The 21748-nt window shown below is 51.7% G+C and carries 14 protein-coding genes and 2 pseudogenes; 9 read left to right on the top strand and 7 right to left on the bottom strand.

Going from position 1 to position 21748, the window contains the following annotated elements; translation table 11 throughout:
* Positions 1-506: pseudogene (locus HMPREF1051_RS15180) on the top strand (sugar-binding protein); the annotation flags it as partial.
* An 89-nt stretch (positions 507-595) separates the two neighbouring features.
* Here HMPREF1051_RS15180 and HMPREF1051_RS05290 read toward each other — a convergent pair.
* The 4 genes and pseudogenes from HMPREF1051_RS05290 to HMPREF1051_RS14270 all read right to left on the bottom strand — a co-directional run.
* Positions 596-988: an REP-associated tyrosine transposase gene (locus tag HMPREF1051_RS05290; RefSeq protein WP_231286270.1), complete on the bottom strand. Its 393-nt coding sequence runs from the start codon at positions 986-988 to the stop codon at positions 596-598.
* Positions 989-1101: 113 nt separating this feature from the next.
* Positions 1102-2055, bottom strand: coding sequence for a hypothetical protein (locus tag HMPREF1051_RS05285; RefSeq protein WP_003765369.1), 954 nt, complete (start codon positions 2053-2055; stop codon positions 1102-1104).
* 57 nt (positions 2056-2112) lie between these two features.
* Positions 2113-4992: an excinuclease ABC subunit UvrA gene (gene uvrA / locus HMPREF1051_RS05280; RefSeq protein ID WP_003765356.1), complete on the bottom strand. Its 2880-nt coding sequence runs from the start codon at positions 4990-4992 to the stop codon at positions 2113-2115.
* Positions 4993-5217: 225 nt separating this feature from the next.
* Positions 5218-5334: pseudogene (locus tag HMPREF1051_RS14270) on the bottom strand (IS5/IS1182 family transposase); the annotation flags it as partial.
* 209 nt (positions 5335-5543) lie between these two features.
* On the opposite strand from HMPREF1051_RS14270, the gene nrdG reads away from it, so the two are divergent.
* Together nrdG and nrdD are read left to right on the top strand one after the other, a co-directional pair.
* Entirely contained in the window at positions 5544-6080 is a 537-nt protein-coding gene (nrdG, locus tag HMPREF1051_RS05275) for an anaerobic ribonucleoside-triphosphate reductase activating protein (protein WP_003765419.1), read from the top strand.
* A gap of 34 nt (positions 6081-6114) precedes the next feature.
* Positions 6115-7896, top strand: a complete 1782-nt coding sequence (gene nrdD / locus HMPREF1051_RS05270; RefSeq protein WP_003765353.1) for an anaerobic ribonucleoside-triphosphate reductase — start codon at positions 6115-6117, stop codon at positions 7894-7896.
* A gap of 306 nt (positions 7897-8202) precedes the next feature.
* On the opposite strand, the gene HMPREF1051_RS05265 is transcribed toward nrdD, so the two are convergent.
* Positions 8203-8532: an NGK_0946 family protein gene (locus HMPREF1051_RS05265; protein WP_003761187.1), complete on the bottom strand. Its 330-nt coding sequence runs from the start codon at positions 8530-8532 to the stop codon at positions 8203-8205.
* A gap of 58 nt (positions 8533-8590) precedes the next feature.
* On the bottom strand, positions 8591-8836 hold the full coding sequence (locus HMPREF1051_RS05260; protein WP_003761186.1) for a hypothetical protein: 246 nt from the start codon (positions 8834-8836) through the stop codon (positions 8591-8593).
* Between the two features lie 515 nt (positions 8837-9351).
* Between HMPREF1051_RS05260 and glgB the strand changes: the two genes are divergently transcribed.
* The 6 genes from glgB to HMPREF1051_RS05235 all read left to right on the top strand — a co-directional run bounded on the left by glgB (position 9352) and on the right by HMPREF1051_RS05235 (position 20992).
* On the top strand, positions 9352-13662 hold the full coding sequence (glgB, locus tag HMPREF1051_RS05255; protein ID WP_003765394.1) for a 1,4-alpha-glucan branching protein GlgB: 4311 nt from the start codon (positions 9352-9354) through the stop codon (positions 13660-13662).
* Between the two features lie 712 nt (positions 13663-14374).
* Complete coding sequence (locus HMPREF1051_RS05250) at positions 14375-15046, top strand: TetR/AcrR family transcriptional regulator (RefSeq protein ID WP_003779018.1); 672 nt, start codon at positions 14375-14377, stop codon at positions 15044-15046.
* Between the two features lie 20 nt (positions 15047-15066).
* Positions 15067-16122 carry an HlyD family secretion protein gene (locus HMPREF1051_RS05245; protein ID WP_003765416.1) on the top strand — a complete coding sequence of 352 codons (1056 nt, stop codon included), beginning with the start codon at positions 15067-15069 and terminating at the stop codon, positions 16120-16122.
* Positions 16123-16164: 42 nt separating this feature from the next.
* A complete protein-coding gene (locus HMPREF1051_RS14260) occupies positions 16165-16326 on the top strand; it encodes a hypothetical protein (protein ID WP_003765376.1) in 162 nt (53 codons plus the stop codon).
* The gene (gene glgX / locus HMPREF1051_RS05240) at positions 16301-18301 is read left to right on the top strand and encodes a glycogen debranching protein GlgX (protein ID WP_003765379.1); all 2001 of its coding nucleotides are present in this window, start codon (positions 16301-16303) and stop codon (positions 18299-18301) included. The genes HMPREF1051_RS14260 and glgX overlap by 26 nt, the downstream gene beginning before the upstream one ends.
* 204 nt (positions 18302-18505) lie before the next feature.
* Positions 18506-20992, top strand: a complete 2487-nt coding sequence (locus HMPREF1051_RS05235) for a glycogen/starch/alpha-glucan phosphorylase (protein WP_003765355.1) — start codon at positions 18506-18508, stop codon at positions 20990-20992.
* Positions 20993-21156: 164 nt separating this feature from the next.
* On the opposite strand, the gene greA is transcribed toward HMPREF1051_RS05235, so the two are convergent.
* Positions 21157-21633: a transcription elongation factor GreA gene (greA, locus tag HMPREF1051_RS05230; RefSeq protein WP_003742680.1), complete on the bottom strand. Its 477-nt coding sequence runs from the start codon at positions 21631-21633 to the stop codon at positions 21157-21159.
* Between the last annotated feature and the right edge of the window lie 115 nt (positions 21634-21748).

Below are 21748 nucleotides of genomic sequence, written 5' to 3'. Positions count from 1 at the left end.
AACTGGTCGCCCAACTCGACCGCAACGGCCGCCATATCCGCCTCTGCTACGACGACAACGGGCTGCCGCACAGCATTTACGACGGCAGCGGCCGACACTTCCAACCCGTATTTTCCTCCATCCAACTGAACGACAACGATCCCGACTTCGACCCGGCCGGGGAACGGGACGTCTTCGTTTCCGAAGACGAACGTTTCTACGTCAACCGCCTCACCTCCGTCACCTTCAACGGCAAGGAACTGGTGCGCTACGACTACGACGGCTACGGCGATTTGACCGCCGTTTACGGACGTGACGGCAAAAAACTGCGCGGTTTCGCCTACCGCAACCACATTATGGTCGAACATAGCCAGCCTGACGGACTGGTATCCCGCTACGAATACGACCGTTACGACACCGACGGCAAAGTGCTCAAGAGCAGCAACAACCTCGGCGAAGAATGGACGTTCGACTACCGCAAAGACCATACCGTCGTTACCGACGCATTGGGGCGGACGGAGGTGTAGGGTTTCGACGAAAACTGGGAACTTAGATGATGTAAATATAGCTCGTGAAAGCGTATCTTGTAATTTAAGTGCTGGTAGTGGTGGATATGTTAAAGAACGTCCCGAACATAACGGTGAAACGACGAAAACGCCCAATCGCGAACATTGCCGCACGATCCATGTTTGACGGGATTGAAATGGATGTCGGCTGCACAACGTTGCAAATCCGTTTCGTCACGCACGGTGTGTTCGTAAAAACGCCGTTGCCAAATACCGCGTTCGTGCCGCCGCTGTTTGCTGGCAGACAGGTTTTCGGCACGAGGGAAATGTGCGGAGAATTTGGTTTTAATCAGCCGCCAACGCAGGGAATAATCCGCATCGTCGGGCAGCAGCGTCCAAATGGCGTGAATATGGTTCGGCAGTACGCATACGGCGACGGTTTCAAAGGGATATTGTTTTTGCACATCCATATAAGCCGCACGCGAAGCCGATATGTTCGACAAGCAGGCGCGATTTTGGGTTGGCGAGTTTGACAGTGAAAAAGAATGTGCCGCCGGCAATGAAGTTTCTGCGATAACGCGCCATAGGATTTTTGTTTGTGGGTGGTTGGTGTGAATCAGGCTACGGTTTGCTGTAATAATGACCATACAAAGTGGAATAAAAATGCAGGGATAAAAAACAGAATTGTTGTAATTATTCCGACTGATAAATATGGTTTGCTAGCAATAGATGATTCTTTGACAAGAAAATTCTTTAACGAGGTTGCTCTTTTTAATACATTGAATAACCATAATGAAATTGAGAAAGCCCAAACCCACACAGAAGTAAATAAGCTTGATACAAACAGCATTCCTTCTGGGAAGCTATACAATATCTCAAAATTACCATTAATAAGCTCATATTTTCCATTGCCTATGGGTTGAGCAAAAACATCATTTAATGCAATAAGTTGAGACTGCACCTCAAAGGGAGAACTTAACCAGTATAGAATAGTTTCTTCTGGATGCAAATCTTGCAAATATGGAAGGAATTCTTGATATCCCTTTATAATTAAAAAATATTTAAATAAATTATAAAGCACATAAAATAGAGAAACTGATACCGCAAGATCAGTAATTATTGATAACGTGGTATATTTTAGAATCATTTTCCTAAAAATTAGCCTTGTTATACAGACAGAAATATAGTCTATTAGAATGCATACTGAAAGTAGGAGTAAGAACTTTTTTAGCATAATGTTAATTTTCAGAATACCATCTATAACTATTCCATTTTTATAGAAAAAATACGATCCAATAATTTGAATAATAACCCAAATTATTGTTATTAAGCTAGAAATTATAAGACTTCTTAGAGAAATAAGTTTTTCCCCAAAAATTTTATCCACTACCAAAAAAGCACTGAGACACCATTTTCTTGGTGTCGAATGAAAACTAGCACTAGAAAACTTATTAGCTAATTTTTTTCCAATGTCTCCACTACCAAAAACATCATCAACTATTTTCAATGCTGAAAAAAGCGAAAATGGAATGCCTATGGCAAATAATAGACTTTGCAGAAATTGATTCATAACTAACTCACGTAATATTTAAATTATCTAAGTAATCCATATAACAAGACACTATACTTAAATTCTATTCACTATATTTTTCAGATACTTCCCAGTATAACTCCCCTTAACATTCGCCACTTCTTCGGGGCTACCTTCCGCAATAATCCTGCCCCCGCCGTCGCCGCCTTCCGGCCCTAAGTCCACAATCCAATCGGCAGTTTTAATCACGTCCAGATTATGCTCGATAATCACTATCGAGTTGCCTTTGCCTTTCAGACGACCTATGACTTCCAGCAAAAGGGCGATGTCGGCAAAGTGCAGGCCGGTGGTGGGTTCGTCGAGGATGTAGAGCGTTCTGCCGGTGTCGCGTTTGGATAGCTCCAAGGCAAGTTTGACGCGCTGGGCTTCGCCGCCGGAGAGGGTAGTGGCGGATTGTCCGAGGCGGATGTAGCCGAGGCCTACGTCCATCAGGGTTTGCAGTTTGCGCGATACGGTGGGGACGGCGTCGAAAAATTCGCGGGCTTCTTCGACGGTCATGTCGAGGACTTGGCTGATGTTTTTGCCTTTGTATTGGATTTCGAGCGTTTCGCGGTTGTAGCGTTTGCCGTGGCAGACTTCGCAGGGGACGTACACGTCGGGCAGGAAGTGCATTTCGACTTTAATCACGCCGTCGCCTTGGCAGGCTTCGCAGCGGCCGCCTTTGACGTTGAAGGAGAATCTGCCGACGTTGTAGCCGCGTTCGCGCGAGAGGGGTACGCCGGCGAAGAGTTCGCGGATGGGGGTGAACAGGCCGGTGTAGGTGGCGGGGTTGGAACGTGGGGTGCGGCCGATGGGGGATTGGTCGACGTTGATGACTTTGTCGAGGTGTTCGAGGCCGTGGATGTCGTCGTATGGGGCGGGTTCTTCTTGGGCGCGGTTGAGTTCGCGGGCGGTGATTTTGGCGAGGGTGTCGTTAATCAGGGTGGATTTGCCGCTGCCGGATACGCCGGTGATGCAGGTAATCAAACCGAGCGGCAGTTCGAGGGTAACGTTTTTAAGGTTGTTGCCGCGCGCGCCTTTGAGGATGAGCATTCGGTCGGGATTGACGGGCGTGCGTTCAGACGGCACGGCAATGGATTTTTTGCCACTGAGGTATTGTCCGGTAACGGATTTTTCGCATTTGGCAACGTTTTCGGGCGTGTCGGCAATCAATACGTTGCCGCCGTGTTCACCCGCGCCGGGGCCCATATCGACGACGAAATCGGCTTCGCGGATGGCGTCTTCGTCGTGTTCGACCACAATCACGCTGTTGCCCAAATCGCGCAGGCGTTTGAGGGTGGCGAGCAGGCGGTCGTTGTCGCGCTGGTGCAGGCCGATGGAGGGTTCGTCCAAAACGTACATTACGCCGGTCAGGCCGCTGCCGATTTGGCTGGCGAGGCGGATACGTTGGGCTTCGCCGCCGGAAAGGGTTTCGGCGGAGCGGCTTAAATTCAGGTAATCCAGCCCGACGTTAATCAGGAAGCCGAGCCGTTCGGTGATTTCTTTGAGGATTTTTTCGGCGATTTGTTTTTTGTTGCCGTCCAAATCCAGCGTTTCGAAAAATTGGTGGGTTTTGGTCAATGGCCAAGCGGAGACTTCGTGCAACGGTTCGCCGCTGACGTAAACGTAGCGGGCTTCTTTGCGCAAACGTGCGCCGCCGCAGCTCGGGCAGGCGCGGTGGTTTTGGTATTCGCGCAGTTTTTCGCGCACGGTTTCGCTGTCGGTTTCGCGGTAGCGGCGTTCGAGATTGGGGATGATGCCCTCGAAGGCGTGGCTGCGGTTGAAGGTGGTGCCGCGTTCAGACAGGTAAGTGAAATCAATGACTTCTTTACCCGAACCGTGCAACACGACTTTTTTGACTTTTTCAGGTAGCGTTTCCCAAGCAGCCTGCACGTCGAAACCGTAATGCCGCGCCAATGATTGAATCATTTGGAAATAGAACTGGTTGCGTTTGTCCCAGCCGTCAATCGCCCCCGTTGCCAGCGATAATTCGGGATGCGCGACCACTTTTTCAGGGTCGAAGAAATTGGTGTTGCCCAAGCCGTCGCAAGTCGGGCAGGAACCCATCGGGTTGTTGAACGAAAAGAGGCGCGGCTCTAATTCGGGCAGGCTGTACGAACAAACGGGGCAGGCAAAACGTGCGGAAAACCAATGCTCTTCACCGCTGTCCATTTCCATCGCCAGCGCGCGCTCGTTACCGTGGCGCAGCGCGGTTTCAAAACTTTCCGCCAGCCGCTGCTTGATGTCCGCCTTCACTTTCACGCGGTCGATGACCACGTCGATATTGTGTTTGATGTTTTTTTCCAGTTTCGGCACTTCGTCTAACTGATAGACCTCGCCGTCCACGCGTACCCGCGCAAAACCTTGCGCCTGCAAGTCGGCAAAGAAATCGACAAATTCGCCCTTACGCTCGCGCACCGCCGGCGCCAGAATCATCACGCGCGTGTCTTCCGGCAGCTTCAACACGGCATCGACCATCTGCGACACGGTTTGGCTGGATAGCGGCAGATTGTGTTCGGGGCAATACGGCGTGCCGACGCGGGCGTACAAAAGACGCAGGTAATCATGGATTTCCGTTACCGTGCCGACGGTGGAACGCGGGTTGTGGCTGGTGGATTTCTGCTCGATGGAAATTGCGGGCGACAGTCCTTCGATCAAATCGACATCGGGCTTGTCCATCATCTGCAAAAACTGCCGCGCATAGGCGGAAAGGCTCTCGACATAACGCCGCTGCCCTTCGGCATACAGCGTGTCAAACGCCAGCGACGACTTGCCGCTGCCTGACAATCCTGTTACCACCACGAGCTTGTGGCGCGGAATGTCCAAATCGACGTTTTTCAAATTATGCGTACGCGCGCCGCGGATGCGGATGGTGTCGTTGTCGCGAGCTTCTGAGTGGGGAGTTTTGCTGTCGTTTTGATGATGGTGGTTGCACATGGTCGGACTGTCTTAAGCGGCTAAAATAAAACGGCTATTGTAACACTTTTCGCTTGGGTTTCAGACTGCGGGAGGTCGTCTGAAAAGTTGGGGAGCGGATTTTCAGACGACCTTTGGTCATTGGAGGGAATGGATTGTTAATGGCTTTTGTTATTACGGAGTTTGCTTATCGTTTTGGGTTTTCGCTATTCGGGCAAGGTCGTACTGTAAGAAAAGGATGTAAATTTCAAAAAAGTATAGTGGATTAACTTTAAACCAGTACGGCGTTGCCTCGCCTTGCCGTACTATCTGTACTGTCTGCGGCTTTGTCGCCTTGTCCTGATTTAAATTTAATCCACTATATGATGGCGTAACGGCCGTATTGGGGAATGCGAAGCGTGTTTCCCGAGTACGGCTTTTTTATATTTAAACTGCTTTTTGATTTGGATTTTTAATATAGTGAATTATTAAAAACTATCATATCGGTTTGTTGCATTGTTAAATAAAAATACCATATCTTGTGTTCTTATGATTTAATTCACACCATATATTGTATTTATGAGTAGCAAGTCATGGCAGCGTTGAAATTCACAATCGAGCAAATCGTATGGCAGGAAGTGCCGGGCGAAGTGTCGCTGGCGTTTCTGTTTTCCGGCTGCCCGCTGCGCTGTAAAGGCTGCCACAGTGCCGATGCGTGGAAAGAGGGTGTCGGCACGGAATTGACCGAGGATTATTTGAAAGGCCGTCTGAAACGCTATCGCGGGCTGATTAGCTGCGTGTTGTTTATGGGCGGGGAATGGCAGCCGGAAGCTTTGCAGAAAATGTTGGGCATCGTGACGCAGGCAGGTTTGAAAGCCTGTTTGTACACCGGTTTGGAGCGTGAGGAGCTGGAGGCGGTTTCAGACGGCATCCTGCCTTATCTGACGTATCTGAAAACCGGCCGCTGGCAGATGGAGCTGGGCGGTTTGGACAGCCCGACAACCAATCAGAAATTTATCGATTTGCGCACGGGCGAGGTGTTGAACCGCTTGTTTATCAAAGACAAACCCGCGCCCAAAATCATCCCGATTACGACTCAGCCGCAGGCGGCCGCTTTTCAGACGGCCTGAGGCTTTTTATCCAACCCACACAGGAGGACTTAACATGATTCGGCTGCATCCCGAACAGTTAAACGGCAAACTGCAATTCATGCATGACTACATCAGCGCGCAAAACGCGGCGGACGGCTCGAAAATGGACGCCAACGCCAACGTTACCCAGAAAAACATCGCCACGATGGAAGCGGAAATCATGAAAGACTTTTTCGTGCAGATTAACCGCGCCCAAGTGTCGCGCAAAATTGCCGAAATTTTCGACCAATCCGTTGCCGACGAATACATCCGCCAGATTGAGGCGCACGAGATTTATGTGCACGACGAAACCAGCCTCAAGCCTTATTGTGTGTCGGTCACGCTGTATCCCTTCCTGCTCGACGGCTTAAGCAAACTCGGCGGCGAATCTAAGGCGCCGCAACATCTGGCATCGTTTTGCGGCTCATTTATCAACCTTGTGTTTGCCATCAGCGCGCAGTTTGCCGGCGCGGTGGCGACGGTGGAATTTCTGACCTATTTCGACTACTTTGCCCGCAAAGACTACGGCGACGATTATTTGGAAACCCACGGCAAAGAAATCGCCAACCACATGCAGCAGGTGGTGTACAGCATCAACCAGCCCGCTGCCGCGCGCGGTTATCAGAGTGTATTCTGGAATATTTCCGTTTACGATCAATACTATTTCGATGCGATGTTCGGCGATTTCGTCTTCCCCGATTTCAGCAAACCGGTGTGGGCGAGCGTGGCGAAGCTGCAAAACTTCTTCCTCAAATGGTTCAATCAGGAACGCACCAAAGCCGTTTTGACTTTCCCCGTCGTGACCGCTGCGATGCTGACCGACGGCGGCAAATGCAAAGACACCGTGTTCGCCAACGAAATGGCAAAAGAGTTGGCGGAAGGCAATTCCTTCTTCGTTTATCTTTCCGACAATCCCGACTCGTTGGCTTCCTGCTGCCGCCTGCGCAACGCCATTGAAGACCGCACTTTCAGCTATACCCTCGGCGCGGGCGGCGTGGCGACCGGTTCCATCAACGTCATCACCATCAACATGAACCGGTTGGAGCAAGACGGGCGCGACCTTGCCGCCGAAGTCGCCAAAATCCACAAATACCAATACGCCTACCGCAAACTGATGGAAGAATACCAAGCCGCCGGAATGCTGCCCGTTTACGATGCAGGCTTCATCACGCTGGACAAACAGTTCCTCACCATCGGCATCAACGGCATGGCGGAAGCCGCCGAATCGCAAGGCATCAAAGTCGGTTACAACGACGATTACATCAACTTCGTCCAAGGTCGTCTGAAAACCATATTCGAAGCCAACCAAGCCGCCAGCAAACACTACGGCGTAAAATTCAACACCGAGTTCGTCCCTGCCGAAAACCTCGGTGTGAAAAACGCCAAATGGGATAAAGCCGACGGCTACAAAGTCAGCCGCGAATGCTACAACTCCTATTTCTACGTTGTCGAAGACGAAGAAATCAACGCGCTCGACAAATTCCTGCTGCACGGCAAAGAATTGGTGGACTGGCTCGACGGCGGCTCCGCGCTGCACTTGAACCTTGACGAAGCCCTGCCCGAATCCGGCTACCGCTCGCTCTTGGACATTGCCGCGCAAACCGGCTGCAACTACTTCTGCGTGAACGTGCGCATCACCATCTGCAACGAATGCGGCCACATCGATAAACGCACCCTGCACGCCTGTTCCGCCTGCTGTTCGCACGACATCGATTACGGCACCCGCGTTATCGGCTACCTGAAACGCGTATCTGCCTTCTCGAGCGGACGGCGCAAAGAACATGCGCTACGGCATTACCATCGTAAAGCGGCTTGATGGTATTGAATAGATAAAGGTCGTCTGAAAACCGGTTTTGGGTTTTCAGACGACCTTTTGGGTTTTGTCTAGGACTTTATAAAGGATGGACGAGTTTAAACTGCGGTATTTATAGTGGATTAAATTTAAATCAGGACAAGGCGACGAAGCCGCAGACAGTACAGATAGTACGGCAAGGCGAGGCAACGCCGTACTGGTTTAAAGTTAATCCACTATAGAAAGTTTAAACTCAATTAGCCTTTGAAGCTGAGGATAAGAAAAACGACCGATACGCTGTACCGGTCGTTTTTACGAATACCTGCTAAATTAGAACCAAGCTTTGATCAAAGCGGCAGTACCTGCGATACCGCCAATCAGACCGACTGCATTGGCTGCGGTACCCATTGCACCGTTGACTTGGTCACGTTTGTCTTGGCGTTTTTCACGTTCCAATGCCAACTCTTCTGAAACATTGGTACGTTGACGGCGGTGTTGTTCCAGCTCGGCACGGGAGAGTTGTGCAGATTCGCGGTTGCGGCCTGCTTTGATGGCTGCGGAATCGCTACCGATAGCCAAATCGCCTACGGAGCCTCCGGGCGCAGAGCAACCGGTGATAACGAAAGAAGTCAGGAGCAGGGCTGCGATTTTATTTTTCATGATGTTACCTGTTTGAAATATAAGTATTAGGAATCCAATAATCCGTAAGGACCGGTGATCAGTGAAGGATGTAGATGCGGTTATTGCGGTTTGCGCGGTTGATAGCGTCGGCTTCATCCATCATTTCTTGACGGCGCTCGCGGCGGCGCTCTGCACGCTCTGCACGTTCGTCAGCTTGAACGCGACGGGAGTCGGCACGCATGGTGGCTTCTTGTTCATAGGATGGTGAGTAGTGCATATGGCCGTAAGTACAGCCGGTAAGCGCACCAATCAGAGCAGTCAGTAAAATAGCTTGTTTTAACATAGGTAATAATCTCAGATGAAAAGAAGGGCTGGTAAAAAATTTTCTGTATATTATTTTAATCTTATGGAATTTACAAGTTAAAACTTCTGTCGTAATTCAAAAAAGTATGTTAACGAATGTTTTGGAATTTATTTCATATATGAAAGAAACAAATCAAATCGTTTTTTGCAATGAACTGTATGACAATATTGGGTTTTATAGAAGTTCCTCGATAAATTATTACTTGGAAAACTTATTTAAATCTTACGAAAAACGAATTTCAGAGATTAAATGAGAAATACTTAGGTTTGCTGCTGAAACAACGAAAAAGATGGCTGCTATTTTAGAATATTATGATAATAGAAATTTTCCTGCCGTTTTGTCAGCATGTCTTTAGAGTCATCAATCAAAATTTTGGGTTAAGTCAAACTAAGCAGGGAAATTCTGGTCTGAACGGTTGTTTTCTCTGAATTATGGGAAACATTCAATCTTATTTATATTAAGATTCGGTTTATTGTAAACAGGCGAATTGTGTCATGAGCGAACATTTGGAAGAGCAGGCTGCAGGCTTGGGTATTGATTTGGGTTTCCACGACATCGGTGGAATTTATCATGCGACCAAGCCCGAGGTTTTGGAAGGGATTATTAAGGCTTTGCGGCAGGACGGTTTTTCAGACGACCTTTATGCGGATACTTTGGTGGCGCATGAAAACGGTCGGGAATCTTTGCGACTGCCTGCTGAGTTTCATGGCGCGGCTGAAATTTGCTTGGGAGACGAAGCGGGCGGACGGCAGGTTTTGCCGTTGAACCATGGCGAAGACGGCGTGCTTTGGGTTGCGCTGCCGGCTTTGGCTTGCGGCTATTACACTTTGTCTGCGGAAGTGGAAGGCAGCGTCCGCAAGGTGCGGCTGGTGGTTGCGCCGCAGTCGGTTTATCAGCCGAAAATGCTGGAACACGGTTTGCGCATGAACGGGCTGACGACGCATTTGTACAGCCTGCGTTCGCAACGGAACTGGGGTATTGGGGATTTTACCGATTTACTGAATTTGATGGCGTTTGCGGCGGATAAGCAACTGGATTTCGTCGGCATCAATCCGCTGCATGCGCTTTTCAGCGCCAAGCCTGCTTTTGCCAGCCCGTACAGCCCGTCTTCGCGCGAATGGCTCAATCCGATTTATCTGGATGTGGAGAAGGTTGGCGCATTCTCTTACAACGAAAAGCTGAAAAACTGGCTCAAGCAGCCGAATATCTGCCAGCGCATTGCGGCGTTGCGGATTACGGAAACCGTTGCTTATACGGCGGTTTGGGCGTTTAAGCGTGATGCTTTACAGAAGGCATTTGATGCGTTTGAAAACGATGAATGCGAAGCCGCCAAACAAGAGCGGGCGGCATTTGACGCCTTTGTTGAAGAACACAGCGAGGCTTTGGAAGGCTTCGGCTTGTTTGAGGCGTTGGATCAGTATTACAACCGTTCCGGCGAAGTGGGTTGGCTGTCTTGGCCGTCGGAGTTTCATGATCCGCATGGCGAGGCGGTTCAAAGATTTGCACAGGGTCATCGCCGCGAAATCCGTTTTTATATGTGGCTGCAATGGCTTTGCGCGGAGCAGTTGCGCGAAGTGAACGAGGCGGCTGCGGCGCGCGGCGTGAAGCTCGGAATTTACGGCGATTTGGCGGTCGGCGTAGCACGCGGCAGCGCGGACACTTGGCTTAACCGCGCCGATTACTGCATGGATATGGCGGTCGGTGCGCCGCCCGATCCATTCAGCCCGACGGGGCAAAACTGGGATTTGCCGCCGCTCAATCCGATGATGTTGAAGCACACGGGCTATGAGAAGTTCGTCCGCCTTTTGCGTGAAAATATGCGGCTTTACGGCATCTTGCGCATCGATCATGTGATGGCTTTGTGCCGTCTGTGGTGGGTTGCGGGCAAGACGGCGGACTTTGGCGCGTATGTGCATTACGACGCAGATGTGATGTTTGCCATCCTGGCTTTGGAAAGCCGGCGGAATCGATGCGTGGTCATTGGCGAGGATTTGGGGACAGTACCAGACCAAGCGCGTTATTTGCTGAACCGTTATCAGGTGTTTTCTTATAAGGTCGTGTATTTCAGCAAAGGCTGGCACGGCTTTGAATTGCCCGAAGAATATCCCGAACAGGCGATTACGGTGGTCAGTACGCACGATGTCGCGCCCTTGGCAGGCTATTGGACGGGCAAGGATTTGGATTTGATGTTCCGCTTGGGTACGATTCCCGATGCGGAAACTTTTCAGACGACCTTGGAAGCGCGCGAACACGACAAGGCGGATTTGTTCGATAAGTTGAAACACGCCGGCTGCCTGCCTGCCGACGCCGAGATGTCGTCTGAAATTGACGAAGCGCTGTTAACTGCCTTACACCGGTATGCCGCCATGAGCCGCAGCAAACTGTATGCGGTGCAGCTGGAAAACCTGCTGGGCATGAGCGACAACCTGAATGTGCCGGGCGTTTCCGAGGGTTATCCCAACTGGGCGCGCAAAATGCCCGTCGCGCTTGAAGATTTTCCCCACAACCGCCTGATGGGCGGCCAACTTGCCATGATTGGAGAGGTACGCATGAAGAAAAACAGCCGGATGAAGCCTTATCACGAGCTTGACCAAGTCGAACGCGACACGGTCGAAAGCCTGTTTCTTGCCACCCACAGCGATTTGTTCGCCTATTTGGGACGACACCGCCTTGCCGAAGGCGACGAGGTCGTACGGACTCTGATTCCGAACGCTTGGGGCGTGGATATTGTCAACCGTGAGAGCGGCGAACTGATTACGTCGTCTGAAAAAGTCGATGAACGCGGATTCTTTGTTGCCGTGTTGCCCGAAGGTGCGCCCGATTATGCGTTGAACGTCCGTTATGCCGAAGATGCCGAGCCTGTGCGCGAAGAAGACCCATACCGCTTCGGCTCTGCCTTAAAAGACATGGATTCTTGGTTGCTGGCGGAAGGCAAACACCTGCGCCCTTATGAAACTTTGGGCGCGCATTTTGCCGAAGTGGACGGCGTGAAAGGCGTCAGCTTTGCCGTATGGGCGCCGAACGCGCAGCGCGTGTCCGTCATCGGCGAATTCAACCACTGGGACGGCCGCCGCCACGTCATGCGTTTCCACCGCGACAACGGCATTTGGGACATCTTCATCCCCGCCGTCAAACTCAACGCCCTCTACAAATTTGAAATCCGCGATGCCAACGGCGATGTGCGGCAAAAAACCGACCCGTATGCCTTCGGCGCAGAGTTGCGTCCGAATACCGCGTCTGTCGTGCGCGGTTTGCCGGAAAAAGTCGAAACACCCGACTTCCGCGCCCGCGCCAATGCCATTGACGCGCCCATCAGTATTTATGAAGTGCATTTGGGTTCGTGGAAACGCAATCCCGAAAACAACTTCTGGCTGACTTACGAACAGCTCGCCAAAGAATTGGTCGCATACGTCAAAGACATGGGCTTCACCCATATCGAGTTCCTGCCCGTGTCCGAATATCCGTTTGACGGCTCGTGGGGCTATCAGGCGACAGGATTGTATGCGCCGACCAGCCGTTTCGGTTCGCCCGACGAATTGCGTGCCCTGATTAAAGCCGCCCACAACGAAGGCATCGGCGTCATTCTCGACTGGGTGGTCGGACACTTCCCGACCGACGACCACGGGCTTGCCAAGTTTGACGGTACCGCGCTGTACGAACACGCCGACCCGCGCGAAGGCTACCACCAAGACTGGAACACCCTGATTTACAACTTCGGCAGAAACGAAGTCAAAAACTTTCTGCAAGGCAATGCCCTGTATTGGATAGAGCGTTTCGGTTTCGACGGCATTCGCGTGGACGCCGTCGCCTCCATGATTTACCGCAACTACTCGCGCAAAGACGGTGAATGGATACCCAACCAATACGGCGGCCATGAAAACCTCGAAGCCATAGCCTTCCTGCGCGATACCAATACCATGCTGAAAGAGGTCGTCCCGTCTGCCACCGAAATCGCTGAAGAATCGACCTCGTTCGCCAACGTAACCCGCCAAGAAGGCTTGAACTTCAGCTACAAATGGAACATGGGCTGGATGAACGACACCTTGCGCTACATGATGGAAGACCCCATCAACCGCAAATACCACCACAACAAAATGACCTTCGGCATGATGTACCAATACAGCGAAAACTTCGTCCTGCCGCTCTCGCACGACGAAGTCGTACACGGCAAACGCTCGCTGCTCGGACGGATGCCCGGCGACTGCTGGCAGCAATTCGCCAACCTGCGCGCCTACTACGGCTTCATGTACGGTTTCCCCGGCAAAAAACTCCTGTTTATGGGCAACGAGTTCGCGCAAGGCAGAGAGTGGAACTACAACGAAGGACTGGATTGGTTCCTGCTCGACCAAGAAGGCGGCTGGCACAAAGGCGTACAAAACTTCGTGCGCGATTTGAACCGCGTCTATAAAGACACCGCGCCGCTTTACCAGCTTGACCAATGGCCGGAAGGCTTCGAATGGCTGGTCGCCGACGACGGCAACAATTCCGTCTTCGTCTTCGAACGCCGCGACCGCGAAGGCAACCGCGTCATCGTCATCAGCAATTTCACGCCCGTCGTCCACGACAGCTACCGCTTCGGCGTGAACGAAGCCGGCGAATACCGCGAAATCCTCAATTCAGACGACCCCGGTTACAACGGCAGCGGCGTATCCGCCGGACAAACCCTGCAAACCGAAGAAATCTGGTCGCACGGCAGACCCAATTCGCTCGCTGTCAAAGTACCGCCGCTGGCAACGGTTTACCTCTACAAAGCCGCCGAGCCAAGCGCAACGGAGGCAGCCGATCGGGCAGAAGGCGAAGCGTAAGCTTGAACTGAACTTGGTTTTTTAAAATAGTAAGACAAGTTCAAACCAGCCGCTTTGCCTGTTTCAGACGACCTTTTGAGATGAAGGGGTCGTCTGAAATTTTTTTGGGGGAACGAATAAGGTTTCGTCTTGATATAGTGGATTAAATTTAAATCAGGACAAGGCGACGAAGCTGCAGACAGTACAGATAGTACGGAACCGATTCACTTGGTGCTTCAGTACCTTAGAGAATCGTTCTCTTTGAGCTAAGGCGAGGCAACACGCCGTACTGGTTTAAATTTAGTCCACTATATTTTCATTTATGTTTGCTCAGCCGTTGTTACTCGGGCAAGAATGGCGGCAAACCGTCAGGCTTGCAGTTCAACGATACTGGGTTTTAAGGGTATTGGTTTATGTTAGTGCCTCCTTCAAATCGTCTAAAACCGTTTTTTCAGACGACCCATATCTTCTCAAAACAAATTTAACTATCGGATTTTAATGATAATTGGAAGATAGCTTGCATTGAAGGCGGGGGCGGTTTGTTATATAGTGAAATAAAAAAACAGACAGGATGATTGAGTCGGGGCGTTTTGCGTGCTTGATAAAATAACGGTTGGTTGGCATTTGTATCGGCTCGGCTTGGGATGGGGCGTTGGTTTGCAACAGTAGCGTCCAAAGGCGGTCTGATATTTCAGAAGATTTTTGTTTCATTTGAGTCTTGGATATTTGTCCTATGACAACAATACAGGCAGATGAGGTGAAGATAATGAACGGTGTAACCAGTGCGCAATTTATTTCCGCAGGCATTCATTTTTATCCCAGATGCGGCTACAAGCGGCTGTCCGAGCAGGCGATCGCGGAGCATTTGAATTCGAATTTGGAAACGTTCAACAGGATGTTTGCCGATAAAGACGAATTTGTGAAGGCGATGTTGATTGAGTACAGCAATCGGGCTTTGGGGCGGGTGTCGTTCGATTTTGCCCAAAATATCGAAGATACGGAGCGGCTGTATCAGATTGTCTGGCGGCTGGCGGTAACGATACGCGAACATTTGGCGTGGATACACAGGATGCTGCTGGACAGCGAAGAAGGCGTGGATTTGATTACCAAAGCGTTGAAAAAGCAGCATAAGATGCTTGCCTGCGGGATGATTCAGCATATTAAGGCGTGCAACGGCAGGGAAGATGTGCCGGAACTGGCTCTGTTTAATCAGTTTGAGTTTCTCAACGGCGCGGTCATCTCGCCGATGATTATGAACACGCGCTACCGTATGTTGGGGATACTGACCGACGAGATGAACGGGCGGCATGAGGATTTGCTGACCGATTCGTCCATCCATCAAAGGATAGATTGGGCGTTTGCCGCGCTGTTTCCGCATTACCGCTCTAAGGCACGCCCGTTTTGACGATTAAGGTGTAACGCAACATGAAAAAAGCTGTTATTGCTTCTTTTGCCGTCGCGCTGGCTGCGGGCGGCGTGTGGTATGTCCTTCAAAACCAAAAAGAAACCCTGCCGACATGGATCGCGCAATCCAACGGGCGGCTGGAACTGAACCGCATCGATGTCTCCAGCCTGTATCCGGGGCGGGTGAAGGCGGTATTGGTGGAAGAGGGCGCGGACGTGAAAGAGGGCGATATTCTGGCGGAACTGTCGTCTGAAACCAGCAACAGCCGTTTGGAAGAAGCGCGGGCGGCGGAATTGCGGCAAGAAGAGGCGGTCGGGCGCGCCAAAGCCGCCGAAGCGCAGATGAAACAGACGGTTGCGCGCGCGCAGGCGAATGTGGACGCGAACAGGCAGCAGCTTCGTGTGGCGAAAATGGAGCTGGATAATGCGCGCAAATTGCTTGCCGACCAGCTGGTGTCGCAATCGGAAGTTACCAAGCGTCAGGCGGATTATGAGCGTGCTGTTGCGGCGGTCAAAGCAGCCGAAGCGGCGCGGGACGAAGCGCGGGCGACGGTGGCGCAAAGTGCCGCCGCACAAGCGGAAGCGCGCGCCGGTGTCGAACAGGCGAGGGCGGCAGTCAAATCGGCCACATCCGCCAACGATGATATGAATATCCGCGCGCCGATAGCCGGCAGGGTGGAATACACCATTGCGGAAGCGGGCAACGTGGTCGCGGCGGGTTCGAAAGTGGTCAGCCTGCTTGATCCTGCCGATGTTTCGATGAATATTTTCCTGCCGACCGACAGCATGAGTCGTCTGAAAGTCAATGACGATGCGCGTATCCGTTTGGACGGCATTGACGCGGTGTTCCCCGCCAAAATCAAATTTATCGCGACGGACGCCCAGTTTACGCCCAAGTCGGTGGAAACGGTCGATGAACGCGCGAAGCTGATGTTTAAAGTGAAATTGCAAGTGCCGCGCGAAACGGCGGTGAAATACAACCGCCTGCTGAAAGGCGGGCTGACGGGCAATGGTTTTGTAAAAACCGACGCTAAGGCGGCTTGGCCTGCCGAGTTGGCGGTGAGGTTGCCGAATTGATAGCGCTCAAATTCGGACGGCCTCAAGTTAAAACAAAGGTTTATGGCTAAAAGAGGTCGTCTGAAAACGGGATTTTGCTTTTCAGACGACCTCTTTCCCTTCAAGCATCACCACTATAAAAAGAACAACTATCCGGAAGCGCAGCTCGACGCGTTTCCATCAAATCAGGACAAACAAAATGAAAACCAAAACATGGCGCATTGAAGAAGGTGCGCCTTATCCGATGGGCGTGTCGCTGACTGAGGAAGGGGCGAATTTTGCGCTGTTTTCCATTCATGCCGAAAAAGTCGAGCTGTGCCTCTTTGACAAGGGAGGGGAAACCCGTTTGGAAATGCCTTCGCGGCGCGGGTCGGTGTTTTACGGCTTTGTGCCGGAGGTCGGGGCAGGGCAGCGGTATGGTTTTCGTGTTTACGGACGCGCTGATGCGCCGGGCGGCTCGTGTTTCAATCCGAACAAATTGTTGATTGACCCGTATTCCAAAAAAATCGACGGCAAACCGAGTTATCGGGACGATGAGGAAATGGCGTGGTTTCGTCCGGAAGACGGGCGGGACAATGCGGCGGTGGCGCCCAAAAGCGTGGTGGTGGGCGACGATGATTTTGATTGGGGCGACTACCGCCGCCCGAACCATCCGTGGGGCAGGACGATAGTGTATGAAGCCCATGTGAAAGGGTTTACCAAGCAGTTCCCCGATTTGGAACACGCGGGAACGTATCAAGCGCTGACCGATCCGCGCGTGATTGATTATTTGAAAACTTTGGGTGTTACCGCCGTCGAGCTGCTGCCGGTACACCAGCATTTGGACGAATACCACCTGCAAAAAATGGGCTTGAGCAATTATTGGGGCTACAACACTTATTCCCATTTTGCCGTCGAGCCGTCTTATGCTGCTGATGCCGAGCGTGCGGCGGAAGAGTTGAAGCAGGCAGTCAAAACCTTGCATCAGGCAGGTTTGGAAGTGATTTTGGATGTCGTGTACAACCATACCGCCGAGCAGGATGAAAAAGGCCCGATGCTTTGCCAGCGCGGCATAGACAATGCTTTGTGGTATTGGCTGAAGCCCGACGGCAGCTATGAAAACTGGTCGGGCTGCGGCAATACGCTGAACATCGTCCGCCGCGACGTAACCCGCTGGGCGGCGGACAGCCTGCGCTATTGGGCGGAAACATTTCATGTGGACGGTTTCCGCTTCGACTTGGGAACGGTATTGGGGCGGGAACCCGATTTTCAGGCTTACGGACGCTTTTTTCAGGTGGTGTACCAAGACCCCGTGTTGGCACGCTGCAAACTGATTGTCGAGGCGTGGGACATCGGCGAAGGCGGCTATCACTTGGGCAATTTCCCGCAGCCTTTTGCTGAGTGGAACGGACGTTTCCGCGACGATATGCGCGCGTTTTGGGTGTGGGAAAGCGGCAATTTGGGCGCGTTTGCCGAACGTCTGGCGGGGTCGTCTGATATTTTCAACCACAGCGGCCGCCATCCTTCCGCCAGCATCAATTTTATTACCGCACACGACGGTTTTACGCTGCGCGATTTGGTCAGCTACAACGAAAAACACAACCATGCCAACGGCGAAGACAACCGCGACGGGCATAACGAAAACATCAGCTACAACCACGGCATCGAGGGCGAAACCCAAGATGCGGCGATTTTGGAAGACCGCTCCTACACCGTCAAAGCCTTGCTTGCTTCGCTGTTCCTTGCCAACGGCACGCCCATGCTGTTGGCGGGTGACGAGTTCGGCAACAGCCAACAGGGCAACAACAACAGCTATTGTCAGGACAACCCGATTACTTGGCTGGATTGGCAGCAGGCAGACGAAGCGTTGCAAGGCTATACGCGCGATTTAATCCGCCTGCGTCAAGAAATCAAATTATTGGGTGATGATGTCTGGTGGAAACAAGAGCGCGTCCGCTGGCTCAATATCCAAGGCGAAACGATGAGCGAGCTTTGTTGGCACAACCGCGGCGCAAAAGCCATGCAGATTGTTTTGGACGATGAATGGCTGCTGTTGATCAATGCCAAGCGTAGTCAACAAATATTTAACCTGCCTCAAGGAAGTTGGCAGATTTCTTGCGTACCATCCGAGAAGTTTAATTACAATGCAGACGGCAAGCTGACAGTCGAACATATGGGTATTTGGGTTTTGCAGCGTAAGAATACATCGCTGAGTATATGACATATGTCATTAATAGGATGTTTTTAAAAGAAACCCTATTATTTACACTGCCTCAGTTATAATGCTGAAGATGAGTAATAAATTTACCTGATTGACTTTGCTTGACGGAACATAAAGGCATACGGCTTTTCAGACGACCTCAGACCGCCAAAAGATACAAATTCCCCCGCTTCATCATCCCATCCCCAACAGAGAAAGGCTATCATGGCTAAGAAAAAACAACCCATTTCAGGTTTTGATTACGTCATGCCGAAACCGGATGCCGAAACCATCCGCAAGTCCATCGTCTATAAATTGATTTTCATTTTGGGCGTCGATCCGAAAGAGGCGACCGAACACCAATGGCTCAACGCCGCCATGCTCGCCGCGCGCGACCTGATTGCCGAAGACTTCCTGCAAACACGCCGCGCCCACATCGACAACGGCAAACGCATGGTTTACTACCTTTCCATGGAATTCCTGTTGGGCCGCGCCTTCGTCAACGCTTTGATTAACGAAGGCGTGTATGCCGAATTTGAAGAGGCGTTCAAACAACTGGGTAAAGAGTTCACCGACATCTGCGAACAAGAACAAGACCCCGGCTTGGGCAACGGCGGTTTGGGTCGTCTTGCCGCCTGCTTCCTCGACTCGCTCGCCACCTTGCGCATTCCCGCCATGGGCTACGGCATCCGCTATCAATACGGTATGTTCAAACAAGAAATCGTGGACGGCCAGCAGGTCGAAAAACCCGATTTGTGGCTCGACCAAGATTTGGCATGGCAAATCGGCCGCCCGAACAAACAATACGCCGTCAGCTTCGGCGGACAGGTCATCAATATGGGTGACAAAAAAGAATGGCATCCGAGCGAAGAAATTTCCGCGATGGCATACGATGAAATCATCCCCGGCTACGGCGGCGACGTCGCCAATCCGTTGCGCCTGTGGACGGCTCACGCCGGCAACCGCTTCGACTTGGCAGATTTCAACCGCGGCGATTACGCTTCCGCCGTCCGCGCGCAAAACAGCGATGAAAACATCTCGCGCGTCCTCTATCCGAACGACTCCACCGACAGCGGCCGCGAACTGCGCCTGAAACAGGAATATTTCCTGGTTTCCGCATCCGTACAAGACATCGTGGCGCGCCACAAATGCCGTTTCCCCAGCATCAAAAACCTTGCCGATAAAGTCGCCATCCACCTGAACGACACCCACCCCGTGCTGGCGATTCCCGAGCTGATGCGCATCCTGATTGACGAAGAAGGCATCGCATGGACCGAAGCATGGAATATGTGCTGCAAGATTTTCTCTTACACCAACCACACTCTGATGAGCGAAGCCTTGGAAACTTGGCCGGTCGATTTGATGGGTCGCCTGCTGCCGCGCCATTTGGACATCATCTTTGAAATCAACGCCTACTTCCTGAACGCCCTGCGCGCCATCGGCAACTTTGACGACGACTTCGTCCGCCGCGTGTCCATCATCGATGAGAACAACGGTCGCCGTGTCCGCATGGCATGGCTGGCAGTCATCGGTTCGCACAAAGTCAACGGCGTGGCGAAAATCCACTCCGACCTGATGACCACTTCCATCTTCGCCGACTTTGCCAAAGTGTTCCCCGAACGCTTCACCAATGTGACCAACGGCGTAACCCCGCGCCGCTGGATCAACATCGCCAACCCCGAGCTGACCCGTTTCCTCGATAAACACTTGGGCGAACAAGACTGGCGCCTGCATTTGGACAATCTGACCAAGCTCAACGAAAAAGTTGACGATGCAAGCGTACAGGCAGAATTCAGCGCAGTGAAAAAAGCCGCCAAAGAACGCCTCGCCAAATACATCGAAACCGAATTGGGCATCAAGGTCAACACGGACGCATTGTTTGACATCCAAATCAAACGCATCCACGAATACAAACGCCAGGCGTTGAACGTGATGCACATCGTCGACCGCTACAACAAAATCCTGGAAAACCCGGATTTCGACTGGCAGCCGCGCGTCTTCATCTTTGCCGGTAAAGCCGCATCCGCCTACTACATGGCGAAAAAAATCATCCGCCTGATTAACGACGTAGCGAAAACCATCAACAACGACGAACGCATCCGCGACCTGATTAAAGTCGTCTATATCCCGAATTACAGCGTCAGCCTCGCCCAAATCATCATCCCCGCCGCCGATTTGCACGAACAAATCTCATTGGCAGGCACAGAGGCATCCGGCACCAGCAACATGAAGTTCGCCCTCAACGGCGCGCTCTGCATGGGTACGCTGGACGGCGCGAACGTCGAAATTCTGGAAAAAGTCGGCGCGGACAACTGCTTTATCTTCGGCAACACCGTTGAACAAGTGGAAGAACTCCGCCGCAACGGCTACGATCCGCTGGGCTACATCGAACGCGATCACGACCTGCGCCGCGTCGTCAACCAAATCAGCAGCGGCACGTTCTCCCCCGAAGAGCCGAACCGCTACAACGACGTCCTGCAACCTTACGGCGATTTCTATCAACTGATGGCGGATTTCCGCAGCTACATCGACACGCAATACAAAGCGGACGAACACTACCGCGATGTTGCCGCATGGCGAAAATCCGCATTGATCAACATCGCCAACATGGGCTTCTTCTCATCCGACCGATCCATCGCCGACTACTGCCGCGATATTTGGTACATCAAGCCGCTGACTTTGAAAGAGCTGCCTAAGCACCAATTAGTTTGATATGAATGAAGCAGTAAACGAAACAGCCGATACGGGAAAGTATCGGCTGTTTTTGCTTGTACGGCTTAGTTCAAGGAGAATACTGTAAGAAGGGTCGTCTGAAACCATTTTCCTTGGTTTTCAGACGACCTCTGTTCTCTTTATATCAAGGCAATTCGGGGCAATCAGATATATTGAACCGAAATAATGTCGTATTCGCGTACGCCGCCGGGGGCCTGTACTTCGGCGACATCGCCTTCCTCTTTGCCGATTAGGGCGCGGGCAATGGGGGAGCCGACGTAGATTTTGCCTTCTTTGATGTCTGCTTCGTCTTCGCCGACGATTTGATAGGTAACGTGTTCTTCGGTTTCCAAATCTTCCAGCGTTACGGTCGTGCCGAAGACGATTTTGCCTTCGGCGTGGATTTCGGCAGGGTTGATAATGTGTGCCATGGACAATTTGTGTTCCAGCTCGGAAATACGTCCTTCGATAAAGCCTTGTTTTTCTTTGGCAGCTTCGTATTCTGCGTTTTCGGACAAGTCGCCGTGCGAACGGGCTTCGGCGATGGCTTCGATGATTTCGGGACGGGCGACGCTTTTGAGGCGTTGCAATTCTTGTTTGAGCAATTCTGCGCCGCGTACGGTCAATGGAATTTTTTGCATGGTTTGTCGTCTCCGCAAAAGCGTTTGGACTGCTTTTGCCTGGTAAAAAACACGGTAAATATAGTGGATTAAGTTTAAATCAGGACAAGGCGACGAAGCCCGAAGACAGTACAGC

The organism is Neisseria sicca VK64 (genome assembly GCF_000260655.1).
Classification (GTDB): domain Bacteria; phylum Pseudomonadota; class Gammaproteobacteria; order Burkholderiales; family Neisseriaceae; genus Neisseria; species Neisseria sicca_B.
This window is presented reverse-complemented; position numbering and strand designations above follow the sequence as displayed.

What these genes read in the sequence shown, in the direction of transcription:
- HMPREF1051_RS05250 (WP_003779018.1), top strand. Translation starts at nt 14,375, where the DNA reads ATGACAACAATACAGGCAGATGAGGTGAAGATAATGAACGGTGTAACC.
- HMPREF1051_RS05245 (WP_003765416.1), top strand. Translation starts at nt 15,067, where the DNA reads ATGAAAAAAGCTGTTATTGCTTCTTTTGCCGTCGCGCTGGCTGCGGGC.
- nrdD (WP_003765353.1), top strand. Translation starts at nt 6,115, where the DNA reads ATGATTCGGCTGCATCCCGAACAGTTAAACGGCAAACTGCAATTCATG.
- glgB (WP_003765394.1), top strand. Translation starts at nt 9,352, where the DNA reads ATGAGCGAACATTTGGAAGAGCAGGCTGCAGGCTTGGGTATTGATTTG.
- HMPREF1051_RS05260 (WP_003761186.1), bottom strand. Translation starts at nt 8,836, where the DNA reads ATGTTAAAACAAGCTATTTTACTGACTGCTCTGATTGGTGCGCTTACC.
- nrdG (WP_003765419.1), top strand. Translation starts at nt 5,544, where the DNA reads ATGGCAGCGTTGAAATTCACAATCGAGCAAATCGTATGGCAGGAAGTG.
- glgX (WP_003765379.1), top strand. Translation starts at nt 16,301, where the DNA reads ATGAAAACCAAAACATGGCGCATTGAAGAAGGTGCGCCTTATCCGATG.
- greA (WP_003742680.1), bottom strand. Translation starts at nt 21,633, where the DNA reads ATGCAAAAAATTCCATTGACCGTACGCGGCGCAGAATTGCTCAAACAA.
- HMPREF1051_RS05265 (WP_003761187.1), bottom strand. Translation starts at nt 8,532, where the DNA reads ATGAAAAATAAAATCGCAGCCCTGCTCCTGACTTCTTTCGTTATCACC.
- HMPREF1051_RS05285 (WP_003765369.1), bottom strand. Translation starts at nt 2,055, where the DNA reads ATGAATCAATTTCTGCAAAGTCTATTATTTGCCATAGGCATTCCATTT.
- HMPREF1051_RS05235 (WP_003765355.1), top strand. Translation starts at nt 18,506, where the DNA reads ATGGCTAAGAAAAAACAACCCATTTCAGGTTTTGATTACGTCATGCCG.
- HMPREF1051_RS14260 (WP_003765376.1), top strand. Translation starts at nt 16,165, where the DNA reads ATGGCTAAAAGAGGTCGTCTGAAAACGGGATTTTGCTTTTCAGACGAC.
- uvrA (WP_003765356.1), bottom strand. Translation starts at nt 4,992, where the DNA reads ATGTGCAACCACCATCATCAAAACGACAGCAAAACTCCCCACTCAGAA.